The organism is Streptomyces sp. A2-16 (assembly GCF_018128905.1).
GTDB lineage: Bacteria > Actinomycetota > Actinomycetes > Streptomycetales > Streptomycetaceae > Streptomyces.
The window spans coordinates 4,770,402-4,791,145 of sequence record NZ_CP063808.1 but is presented as its reverse complement, the minus strand read 5'-3'; the positions used below and the strand labels follow the sequence as shown (position 1 = coordinate 4,791,145).

Here is a 20,744-nt window from a genome sequence, read left to right as displayed (position 1 = left end):
CGCGGTGGCGGCGAACGAGGCTGAGACGTGAGGTCGAGCATGCGGATCGGGGATGCGGCGGTAGCGGCGGGGACCACTCCACGGGCCCTGCGGTTCTACGAGGAACGGGGGCTGCTGCCGCCACCGCGGCGCAGCGCCGCCGGGCAACGTGAGTACGGGCCGGGCGAGGTGGCCAGAGTCCGCGTCATCCGTGAACTGCTGGCGCTCGGGCTCACCGTCGAGGACCTGCGCAGCGTCGCCGACCGGATCGGCCTGCTGGTCGACCATCCGCGACGGCGGTGCGGACGTCCCGACCCCGACGTCCCCGGCTCCGGGGTGGTCGACCGCAGACTCGCGGCCCTCGACGCCGAGATCGACCGTCTCACCCGGATGCGCACCCACCTGGCCCTGCACACATACCAACAGCCGTGACGACATGTCTTCGGCAGCAGGATCGGCCCCGCCGAGAACGGCCGGGGGCGGCCCCTCGGCCGGCCCAGCGGTCATCACCGCGCCCACGCCGATGCCGTCCCGGAAAGAACTCGCCGCTCACCGGGGCGTAAGGTCACCGGTCGATCGCGTTCAGGGCGTCGAGCAGTCGGGGGCTCGCGGGTGAACCCTCGTCGGGCGGGCCGGGTGTGCGGTGGAGTTCGCCGTCGATGATCTCGTAGTGGCCGATGGCCTGCAGGGGAGGCGAGTAGACGTGGATGGTGATCGCGCCGGCCTCGTGATCCATCCGGTGGACGCCCGAACCGGGGAAGGAGAACGACTCGCCAGGGCCGTACCGGCGTGCACGGCGCGGCCCCGCCACCGGCAGCCCCTCCTGCCAGGCGGTGCCTTCCAGCACGTGCACGCCGACACAGGAACCCTGGTGGTCGTGGTAACCGGTGTCGCGCGACTCCCACCAGGTGTTCAGCCATGCTTCCGAGTGCTCGTTCCGCCACAGCAGCACGTACGAGCCGGGGCCGGAGCGGTCGAGCGCCGTGGCGTCCACGAAGGCCGCCGCGCTGCGGGCCCGGTCCGCGGCTTCCTGGGGCAGGAACGGACGGTCGGACACGCCGAGTTCGGCGAGGGAGGTCGTGTCGATCGGGGTGGCGTTCATGGTCATCCTCAGTGCGGGTATGTCGTGGACCGTCAGGTGTGGGTTCGTCACGGGACGTCGTCGCCGGTGAGCCAGTCCTCCAGCGCGTCGAGGTCTCCGTCCGGTGCCTCGCCCGCGCCGACGAAGGGGAGCGATCGCCGAGCCGCCGCATAGGCGCGTCCGGTTCCTTCGCCCAACTCGCCGACGGACCCGCGGAGATCGACGGCCTGGGCGCCGCACATCAGCTCGACGGCGGCCAACCGCAGCGCCAGACCGGCCATTTCATGGAGGCGGCGCGCCGCGGTCGGCGCCATCGTGATCCGGTCCTCGATGCCTGCCGCGATGGCACTGGTGGGCTGTTCCAGGGTGACGGGCTGAGCGAGGAGGCGTGCCTCGCCGGCCAGGCTCGCCGCCCCGTTGGCGACGATCGCCAGACCGTCGTCGGGCGAGGTGGGATCGGCGCGCAGCCCGGTCGGCAGGCCGGTGAACGCCGAGTCCAGGAGCTTCTGCACCCGCTCGCCCGCGATCGTGACCGCCTGCGCGAGCCCGAGCCGCGCGTAGTCGAGCGCGATGGCGACCGGGGCGATGTCGTGGTTGCCGGTGGAGATGGCGCGCCCCTCGTCGACGAGCACGATCGGGCTGTCGCCCGAGGAGGCGAGTTCGACCTCGACCGCGCTGTCGCAGTGCCCGAGCGCCTGACGGGCCGCACCGTGTGTCTGCGGCACCACCTTGAACGCCAGCGGATCCTGGAGGGCGCGGGCCGGTCTGGCGCCGGTCAGCAGAGCGCCGCCGGCCAGCAGCGCACGCAGGCGGGCGATCGTCTCGTGAGCGCCGCTGTACGGCCGTACTCCGGCGACGGCCGGGTGGATCGCGTCGACGTTTCCCGTCAGGGCCTCGAGCGACAGCGCCGCCGACACGTCCAGGGCCCGGACGGCTCGGGTGGCCCGCTCCAGGGCGAGACAGGCGATGCCGACCGAAAACGCGTTGCTGTTGACGATGGCGTGCGCCTCGCGCGGGCCGAGTGCGAGCGGTGTGCAGCCGCGCGAGACCAGTGCCGCGCCGTCGCTGCCGTGACCGATGAGGGCCAGACCGATCTCGGCCATCTGGCTCAGGTCCGCCTGCCCGATCGAGCCGAGCAGATGGACGCGGGGCGTCACGTCCGTGTCGAGGGCACGGCAGAAGGCATCGGCGACCTCTTCCCGTACGCCCGCGACGCCGACGGCGAAGCCCGCGGCCCGTACGGCCATGGCGGCCCGGACGAATTCGGCGGGCGCCAATTGCCCGTGCCCCACGCGGTGCGCGCGCAGCAACAGGGGCTGGAAGGCAGCCTGACGGTCGGCCTCGATCGCCTCGGTCTTGATGGCGCCGACGCCGGTGGTGAGTCCGTACACGGCGTCGCCACGGGCCAGCACCTCCTCGAGTGCGGCGCGGGAAGCGCGCATCCGCTCACGGGCGGCACGGCCGAGCAGGACCCGGCGGCCCCGCGCCACCGCCACCACGTCGGCCGGGCGCAGGGAACGGTCGCCGAGCACGAGCGCGCCCTCGTCCGATTCCGTTCCGGCCGCCAAGGGTGCCGCGAGAGACGTCATTCCTTCGTCTCCCGTCCTGCTGCGGCCAGCAGCGCGAGCACCGCGTCCCGGCGCGCCGCGATCTCGCGGGCTGTGTCCGGCGGGTAGTCGCCCAGCAGCCCCCGGCCCCCCTTCATCCCGGTCGCACCGCTGCTTCGCGCGTCCCGGAGCAGGGCCGGTACCCCGGTCGAGCGGGAGAGCTGCGGGAACAGCTGCTCGGTGACGGCTTCGTGGACATCGAGTCCCGCGGCGTCCATCGACGCGAACGGTCCGATCGCCGCCCAGCGCGCCCCGAGTCCGGCGACGACGGCCCGGTCGATGTCCTTCACGCCACAGACACCCTCCTCGACCAGCGCGTACGCCTCGCGCAGCAAGGCGTACTGCAGTCGGTTGGCCACGAACCCCGCGTGGTCGCGCCGCAGTGTGATCGGCTGCTTGCCGATCGCCGTCGACAGCGAGGAGAGCCGCTCCAGGGTTTCCGGCGCCGTGCGCGGTCCGCCGGTGACCTCGACGAGCGGCACCAGTTCGGCGGGGTTGAACCAGTGCCAGCCGGCGAAGAGTTCGGGGCGCGTCAGGCCGTCGGCGAGATCCGCCAGGCGGAGCGAGGAGGTGTTGGTCGCCACGATCCCGTCGTCGGCGACAAGCGTCTCGGCCCTGGCCAGGACGGCGCGTTTCGTCTCCGCGTCCTCGGTGACCGACTCCACGGCGAGCACGAAACCGCGAGGCGCCTCATCGGCCAGGACCGTCGCGGGCCTTACGGATTCCCGTGCTGTCGCGCCGAGCTCGACGAGCGACACGCACCGTCTGGCGATCTCGTCCCCGACAGCCGCGACCGCGTCCCGGCGGCGTACGAGCACGACGGTTTCGATGCCCGCGGCGGACAGGCGGGCGGCGATTCCGGTGGCCATGGCGCCGCCACCGATGACCAGCACCCGGCCGAAGGGCGGACTCATCCCCAGAATCCCTGCTCGTCGAGGTGGGCGAGCAGGATCTCACCGGCGCCGCGGACGTGGTCGCGCATCAGCGTGCGCGCGGTGTCCGGCGTACGCGCGCGGAGTGCCGCGGCGATGGCCTGGTGCTCGTGCACGTTCATGGTCGTCAGAGCGGTCTCGTCGTGGGCGATGACCCGCCAGACCGAGTCGCGGGGGAAGACGCTCTGCAGTTGCTCGATGGACTCGGTCAGACGTCGGTTGCCGGCGGCCTGGTGGATCAGAGAGTGGAAGGCGGTGTTCGCCTCCGTCACGGCCGCGTCCAGCTCCGAGTCGTCCAGGCTTCCGGCCGCGGTGACTGCTTCCGTGAGCCGTTCCTGGGTCCGCTCCAACTCGTCCAGGTCCTCGGCGCAGGCACGTTCGCCGGCGAGTGCACACGCGAACCCCTCCATCTCGACCCGGAGTTCGTAGACCTCGACGAGCTCCGCCCGGGACGGGGTGCGCACGGTCGCGCCACGGTTGGGCGCCAGCTCGACGAGGTTCAGGGCCTGCAGCTGACGCAGTGCCTCGCGGATGGGTGTCCGGCTCACGCCGAAGCGCGCGGCCAGGTCCTCGTGCTGGAGGCGGGCGCCGAACGGCAGCTTCCCGTCGAGGATCTCGGCGCGCAGCCGGTAGGCGATCTGGTCGGCGAGGCTCGTGACGGCGAGCACCTCACCCGGTGTGGACGGGGGTGGCGGGCACATGCCCGGATACTAGATTGGATCCATGGATCCAATCAATGCCAGGCTTGGCACACCGGCGCCCACGGGCGCCGAACTCCGTTGCCGCGGTTGGGAGCAGGAGGGTGTCCTTCGCTGTTTCCTCAACACCCTCGACCCGGCCGTCGCCGAGGACTCCGCCCGGCTCGTCGTCTACGGCGGGCGCGGTCGGGGGGCCCGCTCCTGGGAGGCGTACGACGCGATCGTCGCCGCTCTCGAACGGCTGGGCCCCGACGAGACGTTGCTGGTGCAGTCGGGCAAGCCGGTGGCGGTGCTGCCGACGCACCCGGACGCGCCGCGCGTGCTCATCTCGACCGCGATGGTCGTGCCGGCCTGGTCGGACGAGGCGGGGTTCCGCCGACTCGAGGACGCCGGACTCACCATGTACGGGCAGATGACAGCGGCCGCCTGGTTCTACATCGGCACGCAGGGTGTGCTCGGCTTCACCCACGAGACGTTCGCGGCCATCGCCCGCCGCCATTTCGGCGGGACCCTCGCGGGCCGGCGGGTGGTGACGGCCGGGCTCGGCGGAATGGGGGGCGCCCAGGGGCTGGCCATCGCGAACCTGGGCGGCCGTGGCCTGATCGTCGAGGTCGATCCCGAACGCGCGCGGCGCAGACTGGACGCGGGCTGGGTCGACCGCATCGCACCCGACTACGAGGCGGCCGTCGCCGACCTCACCGGTTCATCCGACCCCGCCGCCATCGCGCTCGTCGGCAACATCGCCGAGATCCTGCCCCGGCTGGTGGCCGACCGAGTCGCCGTCGACATAGCCACCGACCAGACGGCGGCGCACGACCTCGACCACGGCTATGTGCCTGTGGGGTACCTGCCCGACCAGGCGCGCACCCCCGATCCCGCCTACCGTGACGCCGTGCAGGTGTCGCTGCGCGCGCACGCGAACGCCCTGCTAACGCTGCGCGAGCGCGGCTCCGTCGTCTTCGAGTACGGCAACAACCTGCGCGCCCAGGCGGTGGCGGCCGGAGCGTCGCGGGCCGCCGAAGTCCCCGGGTTCGTGGCCGAGTACGTACGCCCGATCTTCGCGCGCGGAGTCGGTCCGTACCGGTGGGTCTGTCTCAGCGGCGACCCGGAGGACCTGCGCCGCAGCGAGGACGCCGTGCTCGACGTGGTCCGATCGCCGTCCCTGGAGCGGTGGTTCACGCTGGCCCGTGCCCGGGTCGCCCCGCAGGGACTGCCCGCCCGGATCTGCTGGCTCGGGCTCGGGGAGCGGCACGAGGTCGGGCTGCGCCTCAACGAACTCGTCAGGCGCGGTGAGATCGGTCCGCTGGCCCTCGGCCGGGACCACATGGACCCCGCCGCCGTCGCCTCACCGTCCCGGGAGACCGAAGGGATGCTCGACGGCAGCGACGCGATCGCCGACTGGCCCGTGCTGGCCGCGCTGCTCAACGCGGCGCAGGGCGCGACCTGGGTGTCCGTCGGCAATGGCGGCGGAGTCGGGGTGGGCCGCAGCATCCACACCGGCATCACCGTGGTCGCCGACGGCAGCGAGCTGGCGGAACGCAAGATCCGCCGGGTCTTCTGGACCGACCCCGCACTGGGCGTGGCCCGCTACGCGGACGCCGGCTACGAGGAGGCGGCCGAGAAGGCCCGGGAGGCAGGGCTCGACCTGGGCGTTGCTCCTCTCCCGTGAGCAGCCTCCGCGGATCGGCGATCCGCGAGGCGCACCGCGCGGTCGCGCGGAGGGCCGGTCAGAGCCCTGGCCGCCGGCGTGCACGCCGACGGCGGTCGGACACGCAGCGGGCAGCCGGCGGCCGCTCAACGCCGACCAGGACAGGGAGGTCAGCGCCCGGGCGGGCTCGTCGGCGACGGCGAGTTCCGTACGGCGGCTCGCCCCGCGATCGCGGGGCCGCCGGCGGCGATGGGGTCAAAGAGGCTGGTGCACGTCGACGTCGGTCATGCCGAGCCTCCCGCCAGGGCGCGCAGTGCACCCCGGACCTCGTCCGCACCCAGGACCTCGCGGCTTACCGCCTCCACGTCCGCCCCGCACGCCCGGTCGTCGTCCAGACGGGGCACGACCTTCCGGATGGCGCCGTGCAGGAACTCCGGCCCCCGTCCCAGCACGGGCGGTGCTGCCAGATCCACCGCCTGCGCGGCGACCACGGACTCCACCGCCAGCAACTGCCGCAGCCGGACGAGGATCGTGGTCAGCCGCCGTGCGCCGAGCGCCGCGTTGGTCGAGTCGTCCTCGACGGCGTGCGCGCCATGGCGGGGGTCGGTGCTCACCGGTACGGACAGCATGCGGATCTCGGCGACTAGCGCCTGCGCCGTCTTGGCCAGTGGGGCGAAGCCCGAGCGCTCCGGACCGTACGGCGAGAGGTTCGCGGGCAGTCCGCTGACGGCCGGGTCGAGCAGCCGTCGCATGCGCTCGGCGGAGATCGACGCGGTCTGTGTCAGGGCCAGGGCAAGGGTGTCGAAGGCGAGGGCGAGGGCCGGGGTGTGGAAGTTCCCGGACGAGAGGATCTCGCCGGTGTCGGACAGGACCACCGGGTTGTCGCCGCAGCCGTTGAGCTCCGGCCGGAGCGCGGTGTCGGCGAAGTCCAGCGCGGTGTGCAGCGCCCCGTGCACCTGGGCCGAGCAGCGCAGGCTGACGGGGTCCTGGACGCGCCGGGCGTTGCGGGGATCGCCCAGCTCACCGCCGTCCAGGAGGGCGAGCAGTTCGCGCGCGGCCCGGGACTGTCCGGGGGCGGGCCGCAGTGCCAGTACCCGGGCGTCGAGCGGACTCGTGTTGGCCCGGAAGCCCTCGTAGGTCAGGGCCGTGACCGCCTGGGCCAGGGTGAGGACGGCGGCCGCTTCGTGCAGGGCGAGCGCGCCCTGACCGGCCGCCAGCGGGCTCGCGCTGCACAGCACATGTCCGTCCTTCGGGCCCAGGACGGCAGGGGCCAGACCGGCCCGGCGCAGTGCCGTGGCGCCGTCGAGCACCTCGCCGTCGAACTCGGCGCTGCCCTCGCCGATGACGACCAGACCGACATGGGCCATCTGGACCAGATCGGCGGCGCCGATCGATCCCACCTCGGGTATCACGGGGTGCACCCGCGCGTTGAGCAGGGCCACGAGCAGCGTCAGGATCTCCGGTCGCACTCCGCTGCCGCCGCCCGCGAGGCCGTTCACGCGGGCGAGGATCGCGGCGCGTACGACGGGGACCGGGAGCGGATCGCCGACCGCGTTGGCCCGCCCCCGGACCGTGCGGACGCTGAACTCCTCGAGCTCGTCGCGCGGCAGCGCGTACGAGGAGCGGGTGCCCAGACCCGTCGTCAGGCCGTAGGTCGGCACCCGGCGGTCGACGACGTCGTCCACGGCGGTCCGCTCGCGCGCGAGCCGCGGGAGCACCTCTTCCGCCAGTTCGACCCGGGCGCCGTGGTGGGCGACGGCGACGACATCGTCGTAGGACAGCGTCCTGCCGTCGATGACGAGCGCGGTCATGCGAACCGCAGCCTCTGGCCGAGGCCGCGTTCCTCGGCCTTCTTCAGCATGGCGGCGCCCAGGGCGATGTCGGAGAGGGAGAGACCGCGGTGCCAGAACAGGTTCGTCTCCTCGGCGCTCTCCCGGCCGGGCTTGGTGCCGACGACGATCTCGCCCAACTCGGCGTGGAGGTTGTCCTTGTTGAGCTTGCCGGAGTCCACATGCCTGCGCAGGGCACCGAACGGCCCGGCGTGCGCCTGCCCCCAGTCGTCCATCACGATCTTGTCCATGATGTCCGTGAGGTCGAACTCGACGGCGCTGTGCACCCCGTAGGGCACGACGAGCGAGCCAGGGGCGATCCACTCGGTCTTCAGCAGCGGCTCCGGACGCTCCAACCGGGACGCCTCCACCACGATGTCCGCTCCTTCCACACAGCTCTTCCAGTCATCGGTCACGACGACGGGCTTGCCGAGCTCCTCCTCCAGCCGCCCGGCGAAGGCCTCGCGGCTCTCGGGGCGGCGCGAGTGGACGCGGATCTCGGACAGGTCGAAGATCCGGTCGAGCAGCCGGACGTTCCAGTACGACGTGGCACGGGCGCCGATGTGCCCGAGCACCTTGGCGTCCGGGCGGGCCAGATGGCGCGCACCGAGCGCGGTCAGGGCACCGGTGCGCATCTCCGTGATGGCGGTGGCGTCGAGCACGGCCACCGGCATGCCGCTGCGCGGGTCGAAGAGGTTGAGCAGGGCCATCTCGGAGGGCAGCCCGGCCTTGTAGTTGTCGACGTAGTCGCCCACGATCTTGACCCCGGCCAGCGCCAGCGGAGCGATGTAGCCGCGCAGGACGTTGAAATGACCGTTGAACGCGGGATCGGGCACCAGGTGGACGCGCGGTTCGATCACCGTCTCGCCGTGGCCCTGGGCACGCAGCCCCTCCTCGACGGCGTCGAGTATCTCGGTGTCGGTCAGTTCGAGCTGCTCTATGTCCGCGCCGTTGAGGAAGGTGAACCAGACAGGATCCATGGGTTATTCCCCTACGTCTGAGCTGGGCAGTTGCTGATTTCGTACGAACGTAACGCGCCGTTAACAGTCAGCCATTGACTGCCATTCATCCAGGCATAACTCTGCATGACCATATGCAGTCGGGGTAAGGGGCAGCCTTGATCAGATTCGACGCGGTGAGCAAAAACTATCCGAACGGCACCACAGCCGTGGACGAACTGTCCCTGGAGCTCGCCGAGGGCGGCATCACGGTCCTGGTCGGTCCCTCCGGCTGCGGCAAGACCACCACCCTGCGCATGATCAACCGCATGGTCGAGCCGACCGCCGGGACGGTGAGCCTGCGCGGCCGGGACATCCGCGAGGTCCACGCCCCCGAGCTGCGCCGTGGCATCGGGTACGTCATCCAGCACGCGGGGCTGTTCCCGCACCGCACCATCCTCGACAACATAGCCACCGTCCCGCTGCTCCTCGGCTGGAGCCGGAAGAAGGCGCGGGCACGGGCGGCGGAACTGCTGGAACTGGTCGGGCTGCCGGCGGAGATGGCCAAGCGCTACCCGAACCAGCTCTCCGGCGGGCAGCAGCAGCGCGTCGGGGTGGCCAGAGCGCTGGGCGCCGACCCGCCGGTGCTGCTGATGGACGAGCCGTTCAGCGCGGTCGACCCGATCGTCCGGGCGGAGCTGCAGGCGGAGTTCATCCGGCTGCAGAAGGAGCTGCACAAGACGATCGTGTTCGTCACCCACGACATCGACGAGGCGATCAAACTCGGCGACAACATCGCGGTCTTCCGGACCGGCGGAAAGCTCGCCCAGTTCGACACCCCCGAGCGGCTCCTCGCCCACCCGGCCGACGACTTCGTCGCCGGATTCGTGGGGCAGGACCGTGGCATTCGCCGGCTGTCCTTCGTCAAGGCCGCCGAGGTGCCGCTGCGCCACGGTCCGGTCCTGCCGGCCACCACTCCCGTCGCGCAGGCCCGCGCGGCCGGTGAGCCCTGGCTGCTCGTCGTCGACGACGCCCGGCGACCGCTCGGCTGGGCCGCGTCCGCCGACCTGCCCGAGAGCGGCACGCTGGCCGACACGCCTCTGACGCCCCTCGGCCACACATTCAGCCTCGCCGGAGACTCGGCACGGGCTGCCCTCGACTCCGCGCTCCTGTCGCCCGCCCGGCTCGCGGTGGGGGTCGACGCGGACGGCGCGGTCGTCGGGGTCGCCGACGCCCATGAGCTGTCCGTCGTGGCGGCCGCCGAAGCCGCCGAGACGGCGGCCAACGGTGAGAAGGCCGACGGTGATGACCGATGAGCGACGGTGAGCCGCTGGTCCGGTGGCAGTGGATCGGCGATCACGCCGGCGAGCTGGCCGACTACACCGGCGTGCATCTGAGACTGGGCCTGCTGCCGGTGCTGTTCGGGCTGATCATCTCGGTGCCGCTCGGGATCGCATGTCATCGCTGGCGCTGGCTCTATCCGCCGGTGCTGACGGTTGCCAACATCCTTTACTCGATACCGTCACTGGCCCTGTTCATGATCTTCGTCCGCTACACGGGGCTGACCGAACGCACGGTGATGATCCCGCTGACGCTGTACACGCTGTCGGTTCTGGTGCCCAACGTCGTGGACGGCCTCGCCTCGGTCCCCGAACCGGTCCGGCAGGCCGCCACCGCACTGGGATTCGGCACGGTACGCCGAGTCGTCCAGGTCGAACTCCCGATCGCCGTACCCGTCGTCATAGCCGGTGTACGCGTCGCCGCCGTCTCGTCCATCAGTCTCGTCGCCGTCGGCCAACTGATCGGACAGGGCGGCCTCGGCTACTACATCACCCGCGGCCTCCAGCTCGACTTCCCGACCCCGATCGTGACCGCGATCGTGCTCATCATGCTGCTCGCGCTCACCACCGACGCGCTGCTGGTTCTCGCTCAGCGGCTGCTCACCCCGTGGTCCCGGAGCAAGGTGACGTCGTCATGAACGATTTCCTGAACCAGGTCCGGCTCGTGGGGGAATGGCTGACGTCCTCACAGCAGTGGCACGGCGACGACGGCATCCCCCACCGGCTCCTGGAACACCTCACCTACAGCGGGGTGTCGCTGCTGTTCGCCGCCCTGATCGGGCTGACGTTCGGGCTGCTCGTCGGGCACACCGGGCGCGGCGCGTTCGCCGTGGCCAGCGTCGCCAACCTCGCGCGGGCCATCCCCACCTTCGGTCTGGTGGTCCTCGTCGTCACGCTCGCCGGGCTGAGCACCACACCGGTGCTGGTCGCCCTGGTCGCGCTGGCGGTCCCGCCGATCCTCATCAACACCTTCGAGGGCGTACGAGGTGTGGACCCCGCCACCAGGGACGCGGCGCGCGGGGTCGGCATGACCGAGTGGGAGGTGCTGGTACGGGTGGAGGTGCCGATGGCGCTGCCGCTGATCCTCCTCGGCCTCAGGATCGCCGCGATCCAGGTCGTGGCCACCGCGACCGTCGCGGCCTACCCCGGCCTCGGTGGCCTGGGCCGCTTCATCGTCGACGGACTCTCCCGCAACGACTACCAGCTCGTCATCGGCGGTTCCGCCGTCGTCGTCCTCCTGGCGCTCGTCGTCCAGATCGTCTTCACCGCGCTGCGGCGCGTCATCGTCTCGCCGGGCCTGCGGGCCCCGGCGTCCAGATCCTGAGTTCTGCAGAGCTTCCGGCCCTGAGGGCCCTGAGAAAGGAAACACCCATGAGCCCCAAGAGAGCTGTGTACCGCGCCGCCGCGTTCGGCCTGATCGCCGCCTTCTCGCTGACCGCCTGCGGTGATGGCGGCGACAGCGACAGCAACCCGCTGACGGGCAGCAGCAGTGCCGCAGCCGGCGACGGCAAGACCCTCGTCGTCGGCTCGGCGAACTTCCCCGAGAACCAGCTGCTCGCCGAGATCTACGCCGAGGCACTGGAAGCCAAGGGCCTGAAGGTGACGCGCAAGTTCGACATCGGAGCCCGTGAGGTCTACTACGACCAGATCGTCAAGGGCGGCATCAGCGTCTTCCCCGAGTACAACGGCGCCCTGCTGGCAGTGGCGGTCGACAAGACGAGCACCGCGACCGGCACCGAGGAGATCAACGCCGAGCTGAAGAAGAAGCTCCCGTCGTCGGTGGAGATCCTCGACTCCGCCGAGGCCCAGGACAAGGACTCGGTCACGGTCACCGCGGAGACCGCCAAGAAGTACAACCTCAAGACCCTCGCCGACCTCAAGCCCGTCGCCGGCAAGCTGACTCTCGGCGCCGGATCGGAGTTCAAGACCCGTCAGCAGGGCTGGATCGGTCTGCAGAAGATCTACGGCGTCGAGTTCGGGAAGTTCCAGCCGCTCGACGCGGGCGCCCAGAGCACCCTGCTGAAGCTGCTGGAGTCCGACAAGGTGCAGGCCGCCAACATCTACACGACCGACCCTGCCATCGTCGAGGACAAGCTGGTGGTCCTGGAGGACCCGAAGAACCTCTTCTCCTCGCAGAACGTCACGCCCCTCGTCTACAAGTCCGCGGTCAACGACACGGCCAAGGCGGCGCTCAACGGCGTCTCCGCCAAGCTCACCACCGCCGACCTGCAGGACATGATGAAGAAGCTCGTCAACGACAAGGAGGACGCCAGCACGGTCGCGAAGGAGTGGCTGACGAAGGCCGGCCTCGTGAACTGACGGGTTCGGCAGCGCTGACCGGTTCGGCAACACAACGGCTGGGGGAACGGATGAGTGAAGGTGCCGGCACCGACATGCCTGCTGTCGGCACCTTCGCTCGGCTGCACCAGCTCTTCGAAAGCCGTCGCCTCACCCCGACGCAGCGTCGCATCGCCCACTGCCTGGTGCAGCGAGCGGCGGAGGTGCCCTTTCTGTCGAGCGTCGAACTGGCTCAACTGGCCGGCGTGAGCCAGCCGTCGGTGACCCGTTTCGCGATCGCCCTCGGCTTCGACGGATATCCGGGGCTGCGCAGTCATGTGCGAGAACTCTCGCCTCCCGGAACCGGCTCGGACCAGGAGCCGAACAACCCGTACCAGCAAGCGGTGCAGACCGAGATCGACAACCTGCGGCACCTGGCGACCCTGCTCGCAGATCCGGGGCCCATCAGGCGCGCCGGCCGGCTGCTCGCCGCCTCCCGGCCACTGCCGGTGCTCGGGCTGCGTGCCTCCGCCGCTCCGGCGCGGGGCTTTGCCTACTTCGCCGCGAAGATCCACCCCGACGTGCGCCTGCTCGACGAGGGCGGTTCCCTGCTCGCCGACCGTGTCGACGCGGCCCGGCACGCCGGCGCGAGCGCGCTCCTGTGCTTCGCGCTGCCCCGCCATCCGCGGGAGACCCTCTCCGCACTCAGCCACGCCCATGACACGGGGCTGACCGTGGTGACGATCGCCGACGGCACGTTCGCCCCGGTGGCCGCCCACAGCGATCTGCTCCTGCCGGCGGCCGTGGGGACGGGCCTGGTGTTCGACACCGTGAGCGCCCCCACGATGCTGGGTCAGGTCCTCCTGGAAGCGATGTGCGACGCCCTTCCGGACGCCCAGGTCCACCTGGAGGAGTTCGACGCGCGGGCCGCGGCGCGGGGGCTGTTCGTCGACTGAGCCAGGCCGGATGGCCGAGGCAGCACATCGCGCTTTCGTCAACCACGGCCCGGATGGGTCGGCGGGGGCCGTTGAGCACGCCCCGGTGTTGCGTTCCCTACATTTCCTATCGACTTACTAGGAAAACATTGACGGCCTGCCCGTCGGGTGCGCAGGATGATGCACATGCCCCACACGCAGCAACGACTCACTCGTCGTCGGCATGTCGACTTTGGTCACGTCGTCAGCGCCGCCTGCTGTCGCGCGTAGGCACGCGGCTCTCACCTTGCGCGTGCCCCTCCGCTCCTTCTCCTTCCTCCCAGGTGATCAGGCGAACCCACCCACTGAGCCTGACGACCCGACACACTTCCGAAGGACGACCGCCATGACCACGGCACTTCCGGCCCAGGCCACTCCACCGGATTCATCCCTCCCGGACATACGCCGTCTCCGCCTCGTGGACGACACCACGCAGAGCGGTACGGAGCAACACGGTTCCACCCCCCTTGTCGGCTACCTCGTGCTCGTTCCCGAGGGCACCGACCCCACCCAGCTCTTCGCCAAGGACGTGCCACGTCCGGAGATCCGACCGGTGGTCTACACGGACTCACCTCCCGTGCAGCAGTCGGGAGACGGTGTCGTGCGCATCGACCCCGCTCGACGTGTGGCAGAACTGGACGGACGTGAACTCGACCTCACCTACCTGGAATTCGGGCTGCTGGCCCGTCTCGTTCTGCATCCCCACCAGGTGCACTCGCGCGAGCAGTTGATGGCCGGCGTCTGGGGCTACGACCACATCGGCGACGGCCGCACCGTGGACGTCCACATCGCGCGACTGCGCCGCAAGCTGGGCAGGGCTCACCGGCACCACATCGTCACCGTGCGGCGCGTGGGCTACAAGTACGCGCCCGACCAGCCGGAAAGCCCCAACACCGCACCGTGCCGCCGACCTTGAGGAGACCATCGCCATGGGCCTTGCCACTGCGCCGTCCGGACCCGCCTCGGAATCCGACCGGACCAGGCCCGGCCGTGCGCACTGGCTGCGGGTGGCCCGCGAGACGGCGGACGACCTGGCCACGGACGCGGCGGACAGGGAGCATGCGGGCAAGGCCCCGTTCGACGAGGTGTCCCGGCTGCGCGAAGCCGGACTGCTGACGCTCCTCGTACCGGACGAGCTCGGGGGAGGTGGCGCGGACTGGCCCACGGCGTACGCCGTCGTACGGGAGGTCGCCGCCGCCGACGGCGCGATCGGTCAACTGCTCGGCTGTCACTACTTCCTGTCGTGGTACGCCCGGTTCTTCACCGAGCCCGCTCTCGCCGCTCAGATCGAGCGGAGGTCCGCGGCGGAGCAGTGGTGCTGGGGCGGCGGTTTCGCCTCTGAAGAACCGCCTCTGACCCTGACCAGGAAAGCCAGGGGCCATGTGCTCGACGGTCGGCAGACCTACACCACCGGGGTCCAGGTCGCCGACCGCCTCGTCGTGCGGGCCGAGCGGGCCGACACTGGCGAACCAGTCGCCGTGGTCGTCGATCCCGCTCATCACGGCGTAACGATCGAGGGCGACGCCGACACCTTCGGCCAGCGGCTCGCGGCCGGCGGCAGCGTGGAGTTCGACGCCGTACCGGTCGTCGCCGAGGACATGCTCGGCTCCCTGTCCGCGGACGAGGATGTCCTGTCACCTCTCACCGCTCTCGCATCGCCGGTCGGACGTCTCCTCTCCGTCCAGCTCCTTCTCGGCATGACTGAGGGAGTGCTCGCGGAAGCGCGTGAGTACAGCAGGGCGGGCCACTCACCCTGGCATCCCGCCTGGCAGGCCGGCTCTTCCCAGGATCCGCAGACACTGACCACCTACGGGGAACTCACCGTCCTCGCCCGCGCCGCCTCCGCGCTCACCGAGCAAGCGGTGGAAGCCGTGCACGGCGGACTGGCCCACGGCCAGGACCTCACCTACGACGAGTACGCGGACATCTCGGTCCTGGTGAGCGTGGCCGAAGTCGCCGCGAACAGGGCCGCACAGGAGTCCACCACCCGCGCCCTCGACATCATCGGCTCCCGCTCCGCGTCCTCACGGCTGGGCTTCGACCGCTTCTGGCGCAATGCCCGTACGCACACTCTGTACGAGCCTGCCGCCCACCGGCTCCGCGATGTCGGGGACTACTTCCTCAACGGCGCGCACCCTCCGTTCGTCCTGCCTGTGTGACCGAGAAACAAGGGTCAGGACCGCCACCACCTTGCTGGTCACTGTCAGCACGGCACCGGCTGCCCCACCCGCCGCCACCTGGCCTCCTGCCCCGGTCTCGCCCTGGCCACAAGAGTCGTCCGCGACCTCGATCCACAGCGAGGACGCACCCACACGGGCAACAACCGGGAGCAGCAGCGCGTGGTGTCGCTCTCCGCGTTCGGCGCCCTGCACGACCCCGCCTCGCGCCCCCGCATCTGCGTCCTGTGCACCATGCTCCGCGACGGCACCTTCCACGAACCCCGAACCCACACCTCACCTGAAATAATGTGCACATGCGGATCTCAGCCAGGGCGGACTACGCGGTACGTGCCGCGCTGCAGCTCGCAGCGTCACGGGATGACGGGCCACTGAAAGCCGAGGCCATCGCCGACGCTCAGGACATCCCACACAAATTCCTCGAAAGCATCCTGAACGACATGCGCCGCGGCGGGCTCGTACTCAGTCAGCGCGGCGGCAACGGCGGCTACCGGCTGGCCAGGCCGGCCGAGTCCATCAGCATCGCCGACGTCATCCGTACCGTGGAGGGACCACTCGTCTCGGTGCGCGGGGTGCGCCCTCCCGACCTTTCCTACACCGGCCCCGCCGAGTCGCTGCTGCCGTTGTGGATCGCGCTACGTTCCAACGTGCGCGAGATCCTCGAGGGCGTGTCGCTCGCCGACGTCGCGTCGGCCCAACTGCCCAGCGACGTGTCCGCGTTGACCAACACCCCAGGTGCCTGGATAAACCCCTGACGCACTCGGTCGCTTAAGGCCAATCTCATAAAGCGAGATGGCCGCGTCCGCCATACGAACACCCTCTTGGGGTGGACGCCTGCTTCTGTCACGATCCCCATCAGCCAGGTAGGAAAACTAGGGATCTGGGGGGGTGGGCATGACAACGCTGGACCGCACAGGCGGGATGCCGCCCCTTCTGACCTCGCGTCGCCACATCGACCTCGGTCGCACGTCCAGTGCCATCTGTCGGCCACTCCGGCGCCGCACAACCTGACTCTGCCCCAGCCGCATGGGCCCCCGCCGCTCCGCCTCCTCGACGGCGCGGACGCCTTCGGCCGGCTACGGCCCTCGTTCCAGTTCTCAGCCCGCGACGGCATGCCCGCGGCCGAGGAGTGGAGTGTCGGTGCGAGCCGACAAGCAGTCGCCTCACCTGTTCGTATCCCTTCGTATCTCCCTGATCGCACACCCCTGAGAGGACACCCCCGTGTCTGCCGCGAGACCGCTCACCACCCTGCGCACCATCGCCGTCCTAGCCGCGCTCCCGCTCGTGCTCACCGCATGCGGCTACGGTTCCGACTCCACCGACGACGGCAAGCAGCCCACGGTCGCGGCAGGTGCCAAGAAGCTCTCCACCGACGAGGTGAAGATCGGCTACTTCCCCAACCTCACGCACGCCACCGCTCTGGTGGGCGTCCAGGAGGGCCTGTTCCAGAAGGAGCTCGGCGGCACCACGATCAAGGCGTCCACCTTCAACGCCGGCCCGTCCGAGATCGAGGCTCTGAACGCCGGCGCCATCGACATCGGCTGGATCGGCCCCTCCCCCGCCATCAACGGCTACACCAAGTCGAACGGCAAGAACCTGCGGATCATCGGCGGTTCCGCCTCCGGCGGTGTGAAGCTGGTCGTCAACCCGAAGAAGATCAAGACCCTGGCGGACGTCAAGGGCAAGAAGATCGCCACACCTCAGCTCGGCAACACGCAGGACGTGGCGTTCCTCAACTGGATCGCCGATCAGGGCTGGAAGGTCGACGCGGAGAGCGGCAAGGGCGACGTGTCGGTGGTCCGCACCGACAACAAGATCACGCCGGACGCCTACAAGTCCGGCTCCATCGACGGCGCCTGGGTGCCGGAGCCCACCGCATCGAAGCTGGTCGCCGAGGGCGCCAAGGTACTGCTGGACGAGTCTTCCCTGTGGCCCGACAAGAAGTTCGTGATCACGAACATCATCGTGTCGCAGAAGTTCCTCAAGGAGCACCCCGACGTCGTCGAGGCCGTGCTGCGCGGCACCGTGAAGACCAACGCCTGGATCAACGCCAACCCGGACAAGGCGAAGGCGGCCGCCAACACGGCACTGGAGAAGCTGTCGGGCAAGGCGCTGTCGGCCGCCGTCATCGACCCGGCCTGGAAGTCCATCACCTTCCTCGACGACCCGCTGGCCTCCACCCTCAACACCGAGGCACAGCACGCGGTCAAGGCCGGCCTCCTGGACAAGCCCGACCTGACGGGCATCTACGACCTCACCCTGCTGAACAAGGTCCTCAAGGCCGACGGCAAGGCCGAGGTCAGCGACGCCGGTCTCGGCGCCCAGTAACGCCGACCGGCCCCGATCAACTCCCAGCAGGTGACGACCATGGCCACCGCTGTCGCCAAGGCTGCCGAGGACACCACGGCGTGACACACGCCACCGGCATCGAGCACGTCTCGAAGTCCGCCCCCCAGGAGAGTTCGTCACCCTCCTGGGGGTCTCGGACCGCGGCAAGTCCACCCTGCTCAACCTGGTCGCGGGACTGGACCGGCCGTCCGCCGGCTCGATCACGGCAGACGGCCGGACCCGCCCTGACTTCCAGAGACACGCCCTGCTCCCATGGCTGCCCACGGGCCAGAACATCGGACTCGCAAGCAAGCTGCGCGGCCGCCAGGCCGCAGCGCCGTACCAAGGTTGAAGGTCGGGCGAGTTCGTCCATGCGGGCATGGGTCTCGCCGAGGACGCGCGCCATCCAGTCCCGGTCGGCGAGGTAGCCGCCGAGGCCCTCCCTACTGGTCATGGCGCCCTGTGAAACCGCCGGAGGCCGGGCGTCCTCCGCCCAGTCCACGGTCTGCACCGGAGCGCAGGCCGCCTCCTCGTCCCGGCGGTGAGCGTGATCACCGCAACACGTGGGCGGAGTGCGGGTGCCTTCCTGATCTCCTGGCCGCAGTGCCGTCGAGCACCAGCGGTCCCCCAGGTCACGCATGCGGCCTGATCGAGCCGCGGGGCGGAGCATGCTCACCCCACTGGGAGACCGTGGCCCGCAGTTCCCTCACGAAGGCGCGTACGACGGTGGATCCGGCCAGTTCAGAGGCGGTGACGTAGCCGACCTGGCGGGTCGGGCGCTCAGATCCCAGATCGGTGATCCCGACCGAGTCCGCTGCTCCGACCAAGGAGAGGGCGGGCATGACAGCCATCCCGTGACCTGCGCTCACCAAGGAGAGCACGGCTCCGTCGTCCTCGGCCTCGATGGTCGCGTTCGGGATCCAGTCCTGTGCGGCCCACCAGCCGCGGGTGTAGGAGCCGCAGTTCTCGGCCCAGTCGACCAGCGGCAGCGAACGCGGGGCGGCGTGGCCCGCCGCGTGTACCAGGGCGTACGGCTCTTCGAGGAGTGCGTGCGCGACAAGGCCCGGAGGCAGCGGCAGAGAGCCGCCCAGGGTGGCGATGGCCATGTCGGCCTTCCCGTCGGCCACTTCGCCGGCGGTACCGCGTCCCACCTCTCGTACGATCCGCACGTGCGGCTCGATTCCGGGATGCCGGGCCCGCAGCCGCTCAAGGGCGGGCGGCAGGAGGTGAAGAGCGGCGCTCCGGAAGGCCGCGATCCGCAGTGGTCCCTCGGCCACGTCGGACCGCGCCGCACTCCGGGCCTCAGCGGACAGGACGTCCAGCAGACGCAGGATGCGACGGGCGTAAGCCACCGCCCGTCCCCCGGCCGGGGTGGGGCGGGCACCGGCGCGGCCGCGTTCGAAGAGCACGGCGCCGATCTTGCGCTCGCTGCCGCGGACCGAGTGGGAGACCGCGGACTGGGTCATGCCCAGTGCCCCGGCCGCGGCCGAGAAGCCACCGGTGTCCGCGATCGCCACCAGGACGCGAAGTTCGTGCGGGGCGAGATCGGACTCGTTCGTGCGGGCCACGGGGCGCTCACCTCAACGTATGAGAAGTGCTCATGGAACGGCGTGTCGCATGAGCCCAACCGGCTGCCCAGCAGACGCATTCCCGCCCTACGGTCCCGTCATGAACGACACCGCGCTCACCGTGCACCAGACTGCCCGCCCGCACGGCTTTCCCACCGCCGAACACTTCACTTTCGTCGAGTCCACGCTTTCCGACCTCGCAGTCGGCACCGCGCTGGTGAAGAACCTCTACTGGTCCGTCGACCCCTATCACCGCGAAATGATGGACGACGTGCCCGGCGGCTTCGCGCTCGACGCACCTCTTGAGGGCCGCGCCATCGGCCGGGTCATTGCCTCGCGCACACCTCGGCTGACCGAGGGAGAGATCGTGTTCCACCGGAAGGGCTGGCGCACGCACGCGGTCGTCACGCCCGAGGAGGTCCGGCAGCTGCCCCGTTTCGACGGGGTGCCCCTGAGCGCGTACTTGTCCGTCCTCGGTGGCACCGGCCTGACCGCCTATGTGGGCCTGACCCGGATCGCCCGGCTCCGGGAGGGTGAGGACCTGTTCGTGTCGGCCGCAGCGGGCGGGGTCGGCACGGCGACCGGGCGGTTCGCACGGCTGCTCGGCGCCGGACGGCTCGTGGGCAGCGCCGGCTCGGCGGCGAAGGCCGACCATCTCACGCGGGAGGTCGGCTACGACGCGGTCTTCGACTACCACGACGGGCCCGCCGCGGCCCTGCTGGCCAAGGCCGCACCGGACGGCATCGATGTGTTCGTCGACAATGTCGGCGGCCGGCAACTGGCCGCCGCGGTGGGAGCACTGCGCGAGTTCGGACGCGTCGTCCGCATCGGCACGATCAGCCAGTACAACACCCCCGACGCCCCGCCGCCGCGCTTCAACCACGCGGACATCGTGGAGAAAAGCATTCGCATGGAGGGGTTCTTGGTGAGCAACTACCGCGATCTGCAGGAGGAGTTGTACGAGTTCGCGGTTCCACATCTGCAGAGCGGCCGGCTCGCACGGGATGAGACGGTGGTCGACGGGTTCGAGCACATCGTGGACGCGTTCCTGGGAATGCTGCGCGGTGAGAACATCGGCAAGATCATCGTGCGAGACCGCACGCAAGGAACCGATGTGCGGTGACGAGATCGAGCGACTCGATCGCGCCCGCCCGTACGGGCCGGGGAGTTCTTGGGCCTGGCCGAGCGCGGCGCCTGCCCTCCGCCAGAGTCAGCCGGGCGTGCTCGGAGGCCGACGGGATGCCGATCCCTTGCATGCCCAGTTCGTGCCCCCTCGACGAACACGCGCCTCGGACACGGGCTTCGCGGTGCGCTGCAGATCCTCGCTGGACCGCCGGTCCCGGTCGCCCCGGGTGGACCGAGGGGCTG

General features: G+C 70.5%; 19 protein-coding genes and 2 pseudogenes. 14 read left to right on the top strand and 7 right to left on the bottom strand.

What is annotated here, in order from left to right; genetic code table 11:
* The first annotated feature begins 39 nt into the window (after positions 1-39).
* On the top strand, positions 40-411 hold the full coding sequence (locus tag IOD14_RS21505; protein WP_212671198.1) for a MerR family transcriptional regulator: 372 nt from the start codon (positions 40-42) through the stop codon (positions 409-411).
* Positions 412-544: 133 nt separating this feature from the next.
* On the opposite strand, the gene IOD14_RS21500 is transcribed toward IOD14_RS21505, so the two are convergent.
* Genes IOD14_RS21500 through IOD14_RS21485 form a run of 4 tightly spaced genes read right to left on the bottom strand, consistent with a single transcriptional unit; the run spans position 545 to position 4,300 of the window.
* Positions 545-1,081, bottom strand: a complete 537-nt coding sequence (locus IOD14_RS21500) for a hypothetical protein (protein ID WP_160160186.1) — start codon at positions 1,079-1,081, stop codon at positions 545-547.
* A 47-nt stretch (positions 1,082-1,128) separates the two neighbouring features.
* On the bottom strand, positions 1,129-2,649 hold the full coding sequence (locus IOD14_RS21495) for an aromatic amino acid ammonia-lyase (protein WP_212671197.1): 1,521 nt from the start codon (positions 2,647-2,649) through the stop codon (positions 1,129-1,131).
* Entirely contained in the window at positions 2,646-3,581 is a 936-nt protein-coding gene (locus IOD14_RS21490; RefSeq protein ID WP_212671196.1) for a 3-hydroxyacyl-CoA dehydrogenase NAD-binding domain-containing protein, read from the bottom strand. Before IOD14_RS21490 ends, IOD14_RS21495 begins: the two co-directional genes overlap by 4 nt.
* Positions 3,578-4,300, bottom strand: a complete 723-nt coding sequence (locus IOD14_RS21485; protein WP_212671195.1) for a GntR family transcriptional regulator — start codon at positions 4,298-4,300, stop codon at positions 3,578-3,580. The genes IOD14_RS21490 and IOD14_RS21485 overlap by 4 nt, the downstream gene beginning before the upstream one ends.
* Before the next feature lie 22 nt (positions 4,301-4,322).
* Here IOD14_RS21485 and hutU point away from each other — a divergent pair, with 22 nt between their 5' ends.
* A complete protein-coding gene (gene hutU, locus IOD14_RS21480; RefSeq protein ID WP_212671194.1) occupies positions 4,323-5,966 on the top strand; it encodes a urocanate hydratase in 1,644 nt (547 codons plus the stop codon).
* Between the two features lie 263 nt (positions 5,967-6,229).
* Here hutU and IOD14_RS21475 read toward each other — a convergent pair whose 3' ends face one another.
* Together IOD14_RS21475 and IOD14_RS21470 are read right to left on the bottom strand one after the other, a co-directional pair.
* Positions 6,230-7,756, bottom strand: coding sequence for an aromatic amino acid ammonia-lyase (locus tag IOD14_RS21475; RefSeq protein ID WP_212671193.1), 1,527 nt, complete (start codon positions 7,754-7,756; stop codon positions 6,230-6,232).
* A complete protein-coding gene (locus IOD14_RS21470) occupies positions 7,753-8,754 on the bottom strand; it encodes an ornithine cyclodeaminase family protein (RefSeq protein WP_212671192.1) in 1,002 nt (333 codons plus the stop codon). The genes IOD14_RS21475 and IOD14_RS21470 overlap by 4 nt, the downstream gene beginning before the upstream one ends.
* Positions 8,755-8,891: 137 nt before the next feature.
* On the opposite strand from IOD14_RS21470, the gene IOD14_RS21465 reads away from it, so the two are divergent.
* From IOD14_RS21465 to IOD14_RS21420, 11 genes and pseudogenes are all read left to right on the top strand, one after another.
* Positions 8,892-10,028, top strand: coding sequence for an ABC transporter ATP-binding protein (locus IOD14_RS21465; RefSeq protein WP_212671191.1), 1,137 nt, complete (start codon positions 8,892-8,894; stop codon positions 10,026-10,028).
* Entirely contained in the window at positions 10,025-10,690 is a 666-nt protein-coding gene (locus IOD14_RS21460; RefSeq protein WP_212671190.1) for an ABC transporter permease, read from the top strand. Before IOD14_RS21465 ends, IOD14_RS21460 begins: the two co-directional genes overlap by 4 nt.
* Complete coding sequence (locus IOD14_RS21455; protein WP_212671189.1) at positions 10,687-11,376, top strand: ABC transporter permease; 690 nt, start codon at positions 10,687-10,689, stop codon at positions 11,374-11,376. Before IOD14_RS21460 ends, IOD14_RS21455 begins: the two co-directional genes overlap by 4 nt.
* A gap of 47 nt (positions 11,377-11,423) precedes the next feature.
* Positions 11,424-12,371 carry an ABC transporter substrate-binding protein gene (locus IOD14_RS21450; protein ID WP_249126007.1) on the top strand — a complete coding sequence of 316 codons (948 nt, stop codon included), beginning with the start codon at positions 11,424-11,426 and terminating at the stop codon, positions 12,369-12,371.
* A gap of 50 nt (positions 12,372-12,421) precedes the next feature.
* A complete protein-coding gene (locus IOD14_RS21445; RefSeq protein WP_212671188.1) occupies positions 12,422-13,285 on the top strand; it encodes a MurR/RpiR family transcriptional regulator in 864 nt (287 codons plus the stop codon).
* A 364-nt stretch (positions 13,286-13,649) separates the two neighbouring features.
* Complete coding sequence (locus tag IOD14_RS21440; protein ID WP_212671187.1) at positions 13,650-14,219, top strand: winged helix-turn-helix domain-containing protein; 570 nt, start codon at positions 13,650-13,652, stop codon at positions 14,217-14,219.
* A 13-nt stretch (positions 14,220-14,232) separates the two neighbouring features.
* The gene (locus IOD14_RS21435; RefSeq protein WP_212671186.1) at positions 14,233-15,462 is read left to right on the top strand and encodes an acyl-CoA dehydrogenase family protein; all 1,230 of its coding nucleotides are present in this window, start codon (positions 14,233-14,235) and stop codon (positions 15,460-15,462) included.
* Positions 15,463-15,580: 118 nt separating this feature from the next.
* A pseudogene (locus IOD14_RS44400) lies at positions 15,581-15,855 on the top strand (hypothetical protein); the annotation flags it as partial.
* Positions 15,777-16,235 carry an Rrf2 family transcriptional regulator gene (locus IOD14_RS21430; protein ID WP_212671185.1) on the top strand — a complete coding sequence of 153 codons (459 nt, stop codon included), beginning with the start codon at positions 15,777-15,779 and terminating at the stop codon, positions 16,233-16,235. The pseudogene IOD14_RS44400 and the gene IOD14_RS21430, both read left to right, overlap by 79 nt.
* Before the next feature lie 466 nt (positions 16,236-16,701).
* Positions 16,702-17,808: an aliphatic sulfonate ABC transporter substrate-binding protein gene (locus IOD14_RS21425; protein WP_212671184.1), complete on the top strand. Its 1,107-nt coding sequence runs from the start codon at positions 16,702-16,704 to the stop codon at positions 17,806-17,808.
* 39 nt (positions 17,809-17,847) lie between these two features.
* Positions 17,848-18,130 (top strand): annotated as a pseudogene (locus IOD14_RS21420) (ATP-binding cassette domain-containing protein); the annotation flags it as partial.
* A gap of 310 nt (positions 18,131-18,440) precedes the next feature.
* Here IOD14_RS21420 and IOD14_RS21415 read toward each other — a convergent pair.
* A complete protein-coding gene (locus tag IOD14_RS21415) occupies positions 18,441-19,376 on the bottom strand; it encodes a LysR family transcriptional regulator (protein ID WP_212671183.1) in 936 nt (311 codons plus the stop codon).
* Positions 19,377-19,476: 100 nt separating this feature from the next.
* Here IOD14_RS21415 and IOD14_RS21410 point away from each other — a divergent pair, with 100 nt between their 5' ends.
* The gene (locus IOD14_RS21410) at positions 19,477-20,499 is read left to right on the top strand and encodes an NADP-dependent oxidoreductase (RefSeq protein WP_212671182.1); all 1,023 of its coding nucleotides are present in this window, start codon (positions 19,477-19,479) and stop codon (positions 20,497-20,499) included.
* Positions 20,500-20,744 lie beyond the last annotated feature (245 nt).

Excerpts from the sequence above, each read along its gene's own strand:
- IOD14_RS21505 (WP_212671198.1), top strand. The coding sequence starts at position 40 with ATGCGGATCGGGGATGCGGCGGTAGCGGCGGGGACCACTCCACGGGCC.
- IOD14_RS21500 (WP_160160186.1), bottom strand. The coding sequence starts at position 1,081 with ATGAACGCCACCCCGATCGACACGACCTCCCTCGCCGAACTCGGCGTG.
- IOD14_RS21495 (WP_212671197.1), bottom strand. The coding sequence starts at position 2,649 with ATGACGTCTCTCGCGGCACCCTTGGCGGCCGGAACGGAATCGGACGAG.
- IOD14_RS21490 (WP_212671196.1), bottom strand. The coding sequence starts at position 3,581 with ATGAGTCCGCCCTTCGGCCGGGTGCTGGTCATCGGTGGCGGCGCCATG.
- IOD14_RS21485 (WP_212671195.1), bottom strand. The coding sequence starts at position 4,300 with ATGTGCCCGCCACCCCCGTCCACACCGGGTGAGGTGCTCGCCGTCACG.
- hutU (WP_212671194.1), top strand. The coding sequence starts at position 4,323 with ATGGATCCAATCAATGCCAGGCTTGGCACACCGGCGCCCACGGGCGCC.
- IOD14_RS21475 (WP_212671193.1), bottom strand. The coding sequence starts at position 7,756 with ATGACCGCGCTCGTCATCGACGGCAGGACGCTGTCCTACGACGATGTC.
- IOD14_RS21470 (WP_212671192.1), bottom strand. The coding sequence starts at position 8,754 with ATGGATCCTGTCTGGTTCACCTTCCTCAACGGCGCGGACATAGAGCAG.
- IOD14_RS21460 (WP_212671190.1), top strand. The coding sequence starts at position 10,025 with ATGAGCGACGGTGAGCCGCTGGTCCGGTGGCAGTGGATCGGCGATCAC.
- IOD14_RS21455 (WP_212671189.1), top strand. The coding sequence starts at position 10,687 with ATGAACGATTTCCTGAACCAGGTCCGGCTCGTGGGGGAATGGCTGACG.
- IOD14_RS21450 (WP_249126007.1), top strand. The coding sequence starts at position 11,424 with ATGAGCCCCAAGAGAGCTGTGTACCGCGCCGCCGCGTTCGGCCTGATC.
- IOD14_RS21445 (WP_212671188.1), top strand. The coding sequence starts at position 12,422 with ATGAGTGAAGGTGCCGGCACCGACATGCCTGCTGTCGGCACCTTCGCT.
- IOD14_RS21440 (WP_212671187.1), top strand. The coding sequence starts at position 13,650 with ATGACCACGGCACTTCCGGCCCAGGCCACTCCACCGGATTCATCCCTC.
- IOD14_RS21435 (WP_212671186.1), top strand. The coding sequence starts at position 14,233 with ATGGGCCTTGCCACTGCGCCGTCCGGACCCGCCTCGGAATCCGACCGG.
- IOD14_RS21430 (WP_212671185.1), top strand. The coding sequence starts at position 15,777 with ATGCGGATCTCAGCCAGGGCGGACTACGCGGTACGTGCCGCGCTGCAG.
- IOD14_RS21410 (WP_212671182.1), top strand. The coding sequence starts at position 19,477 with ATGAACGACACCGCGCTCACCGTGCACCAGACTGCCCGCCCGCACGGC.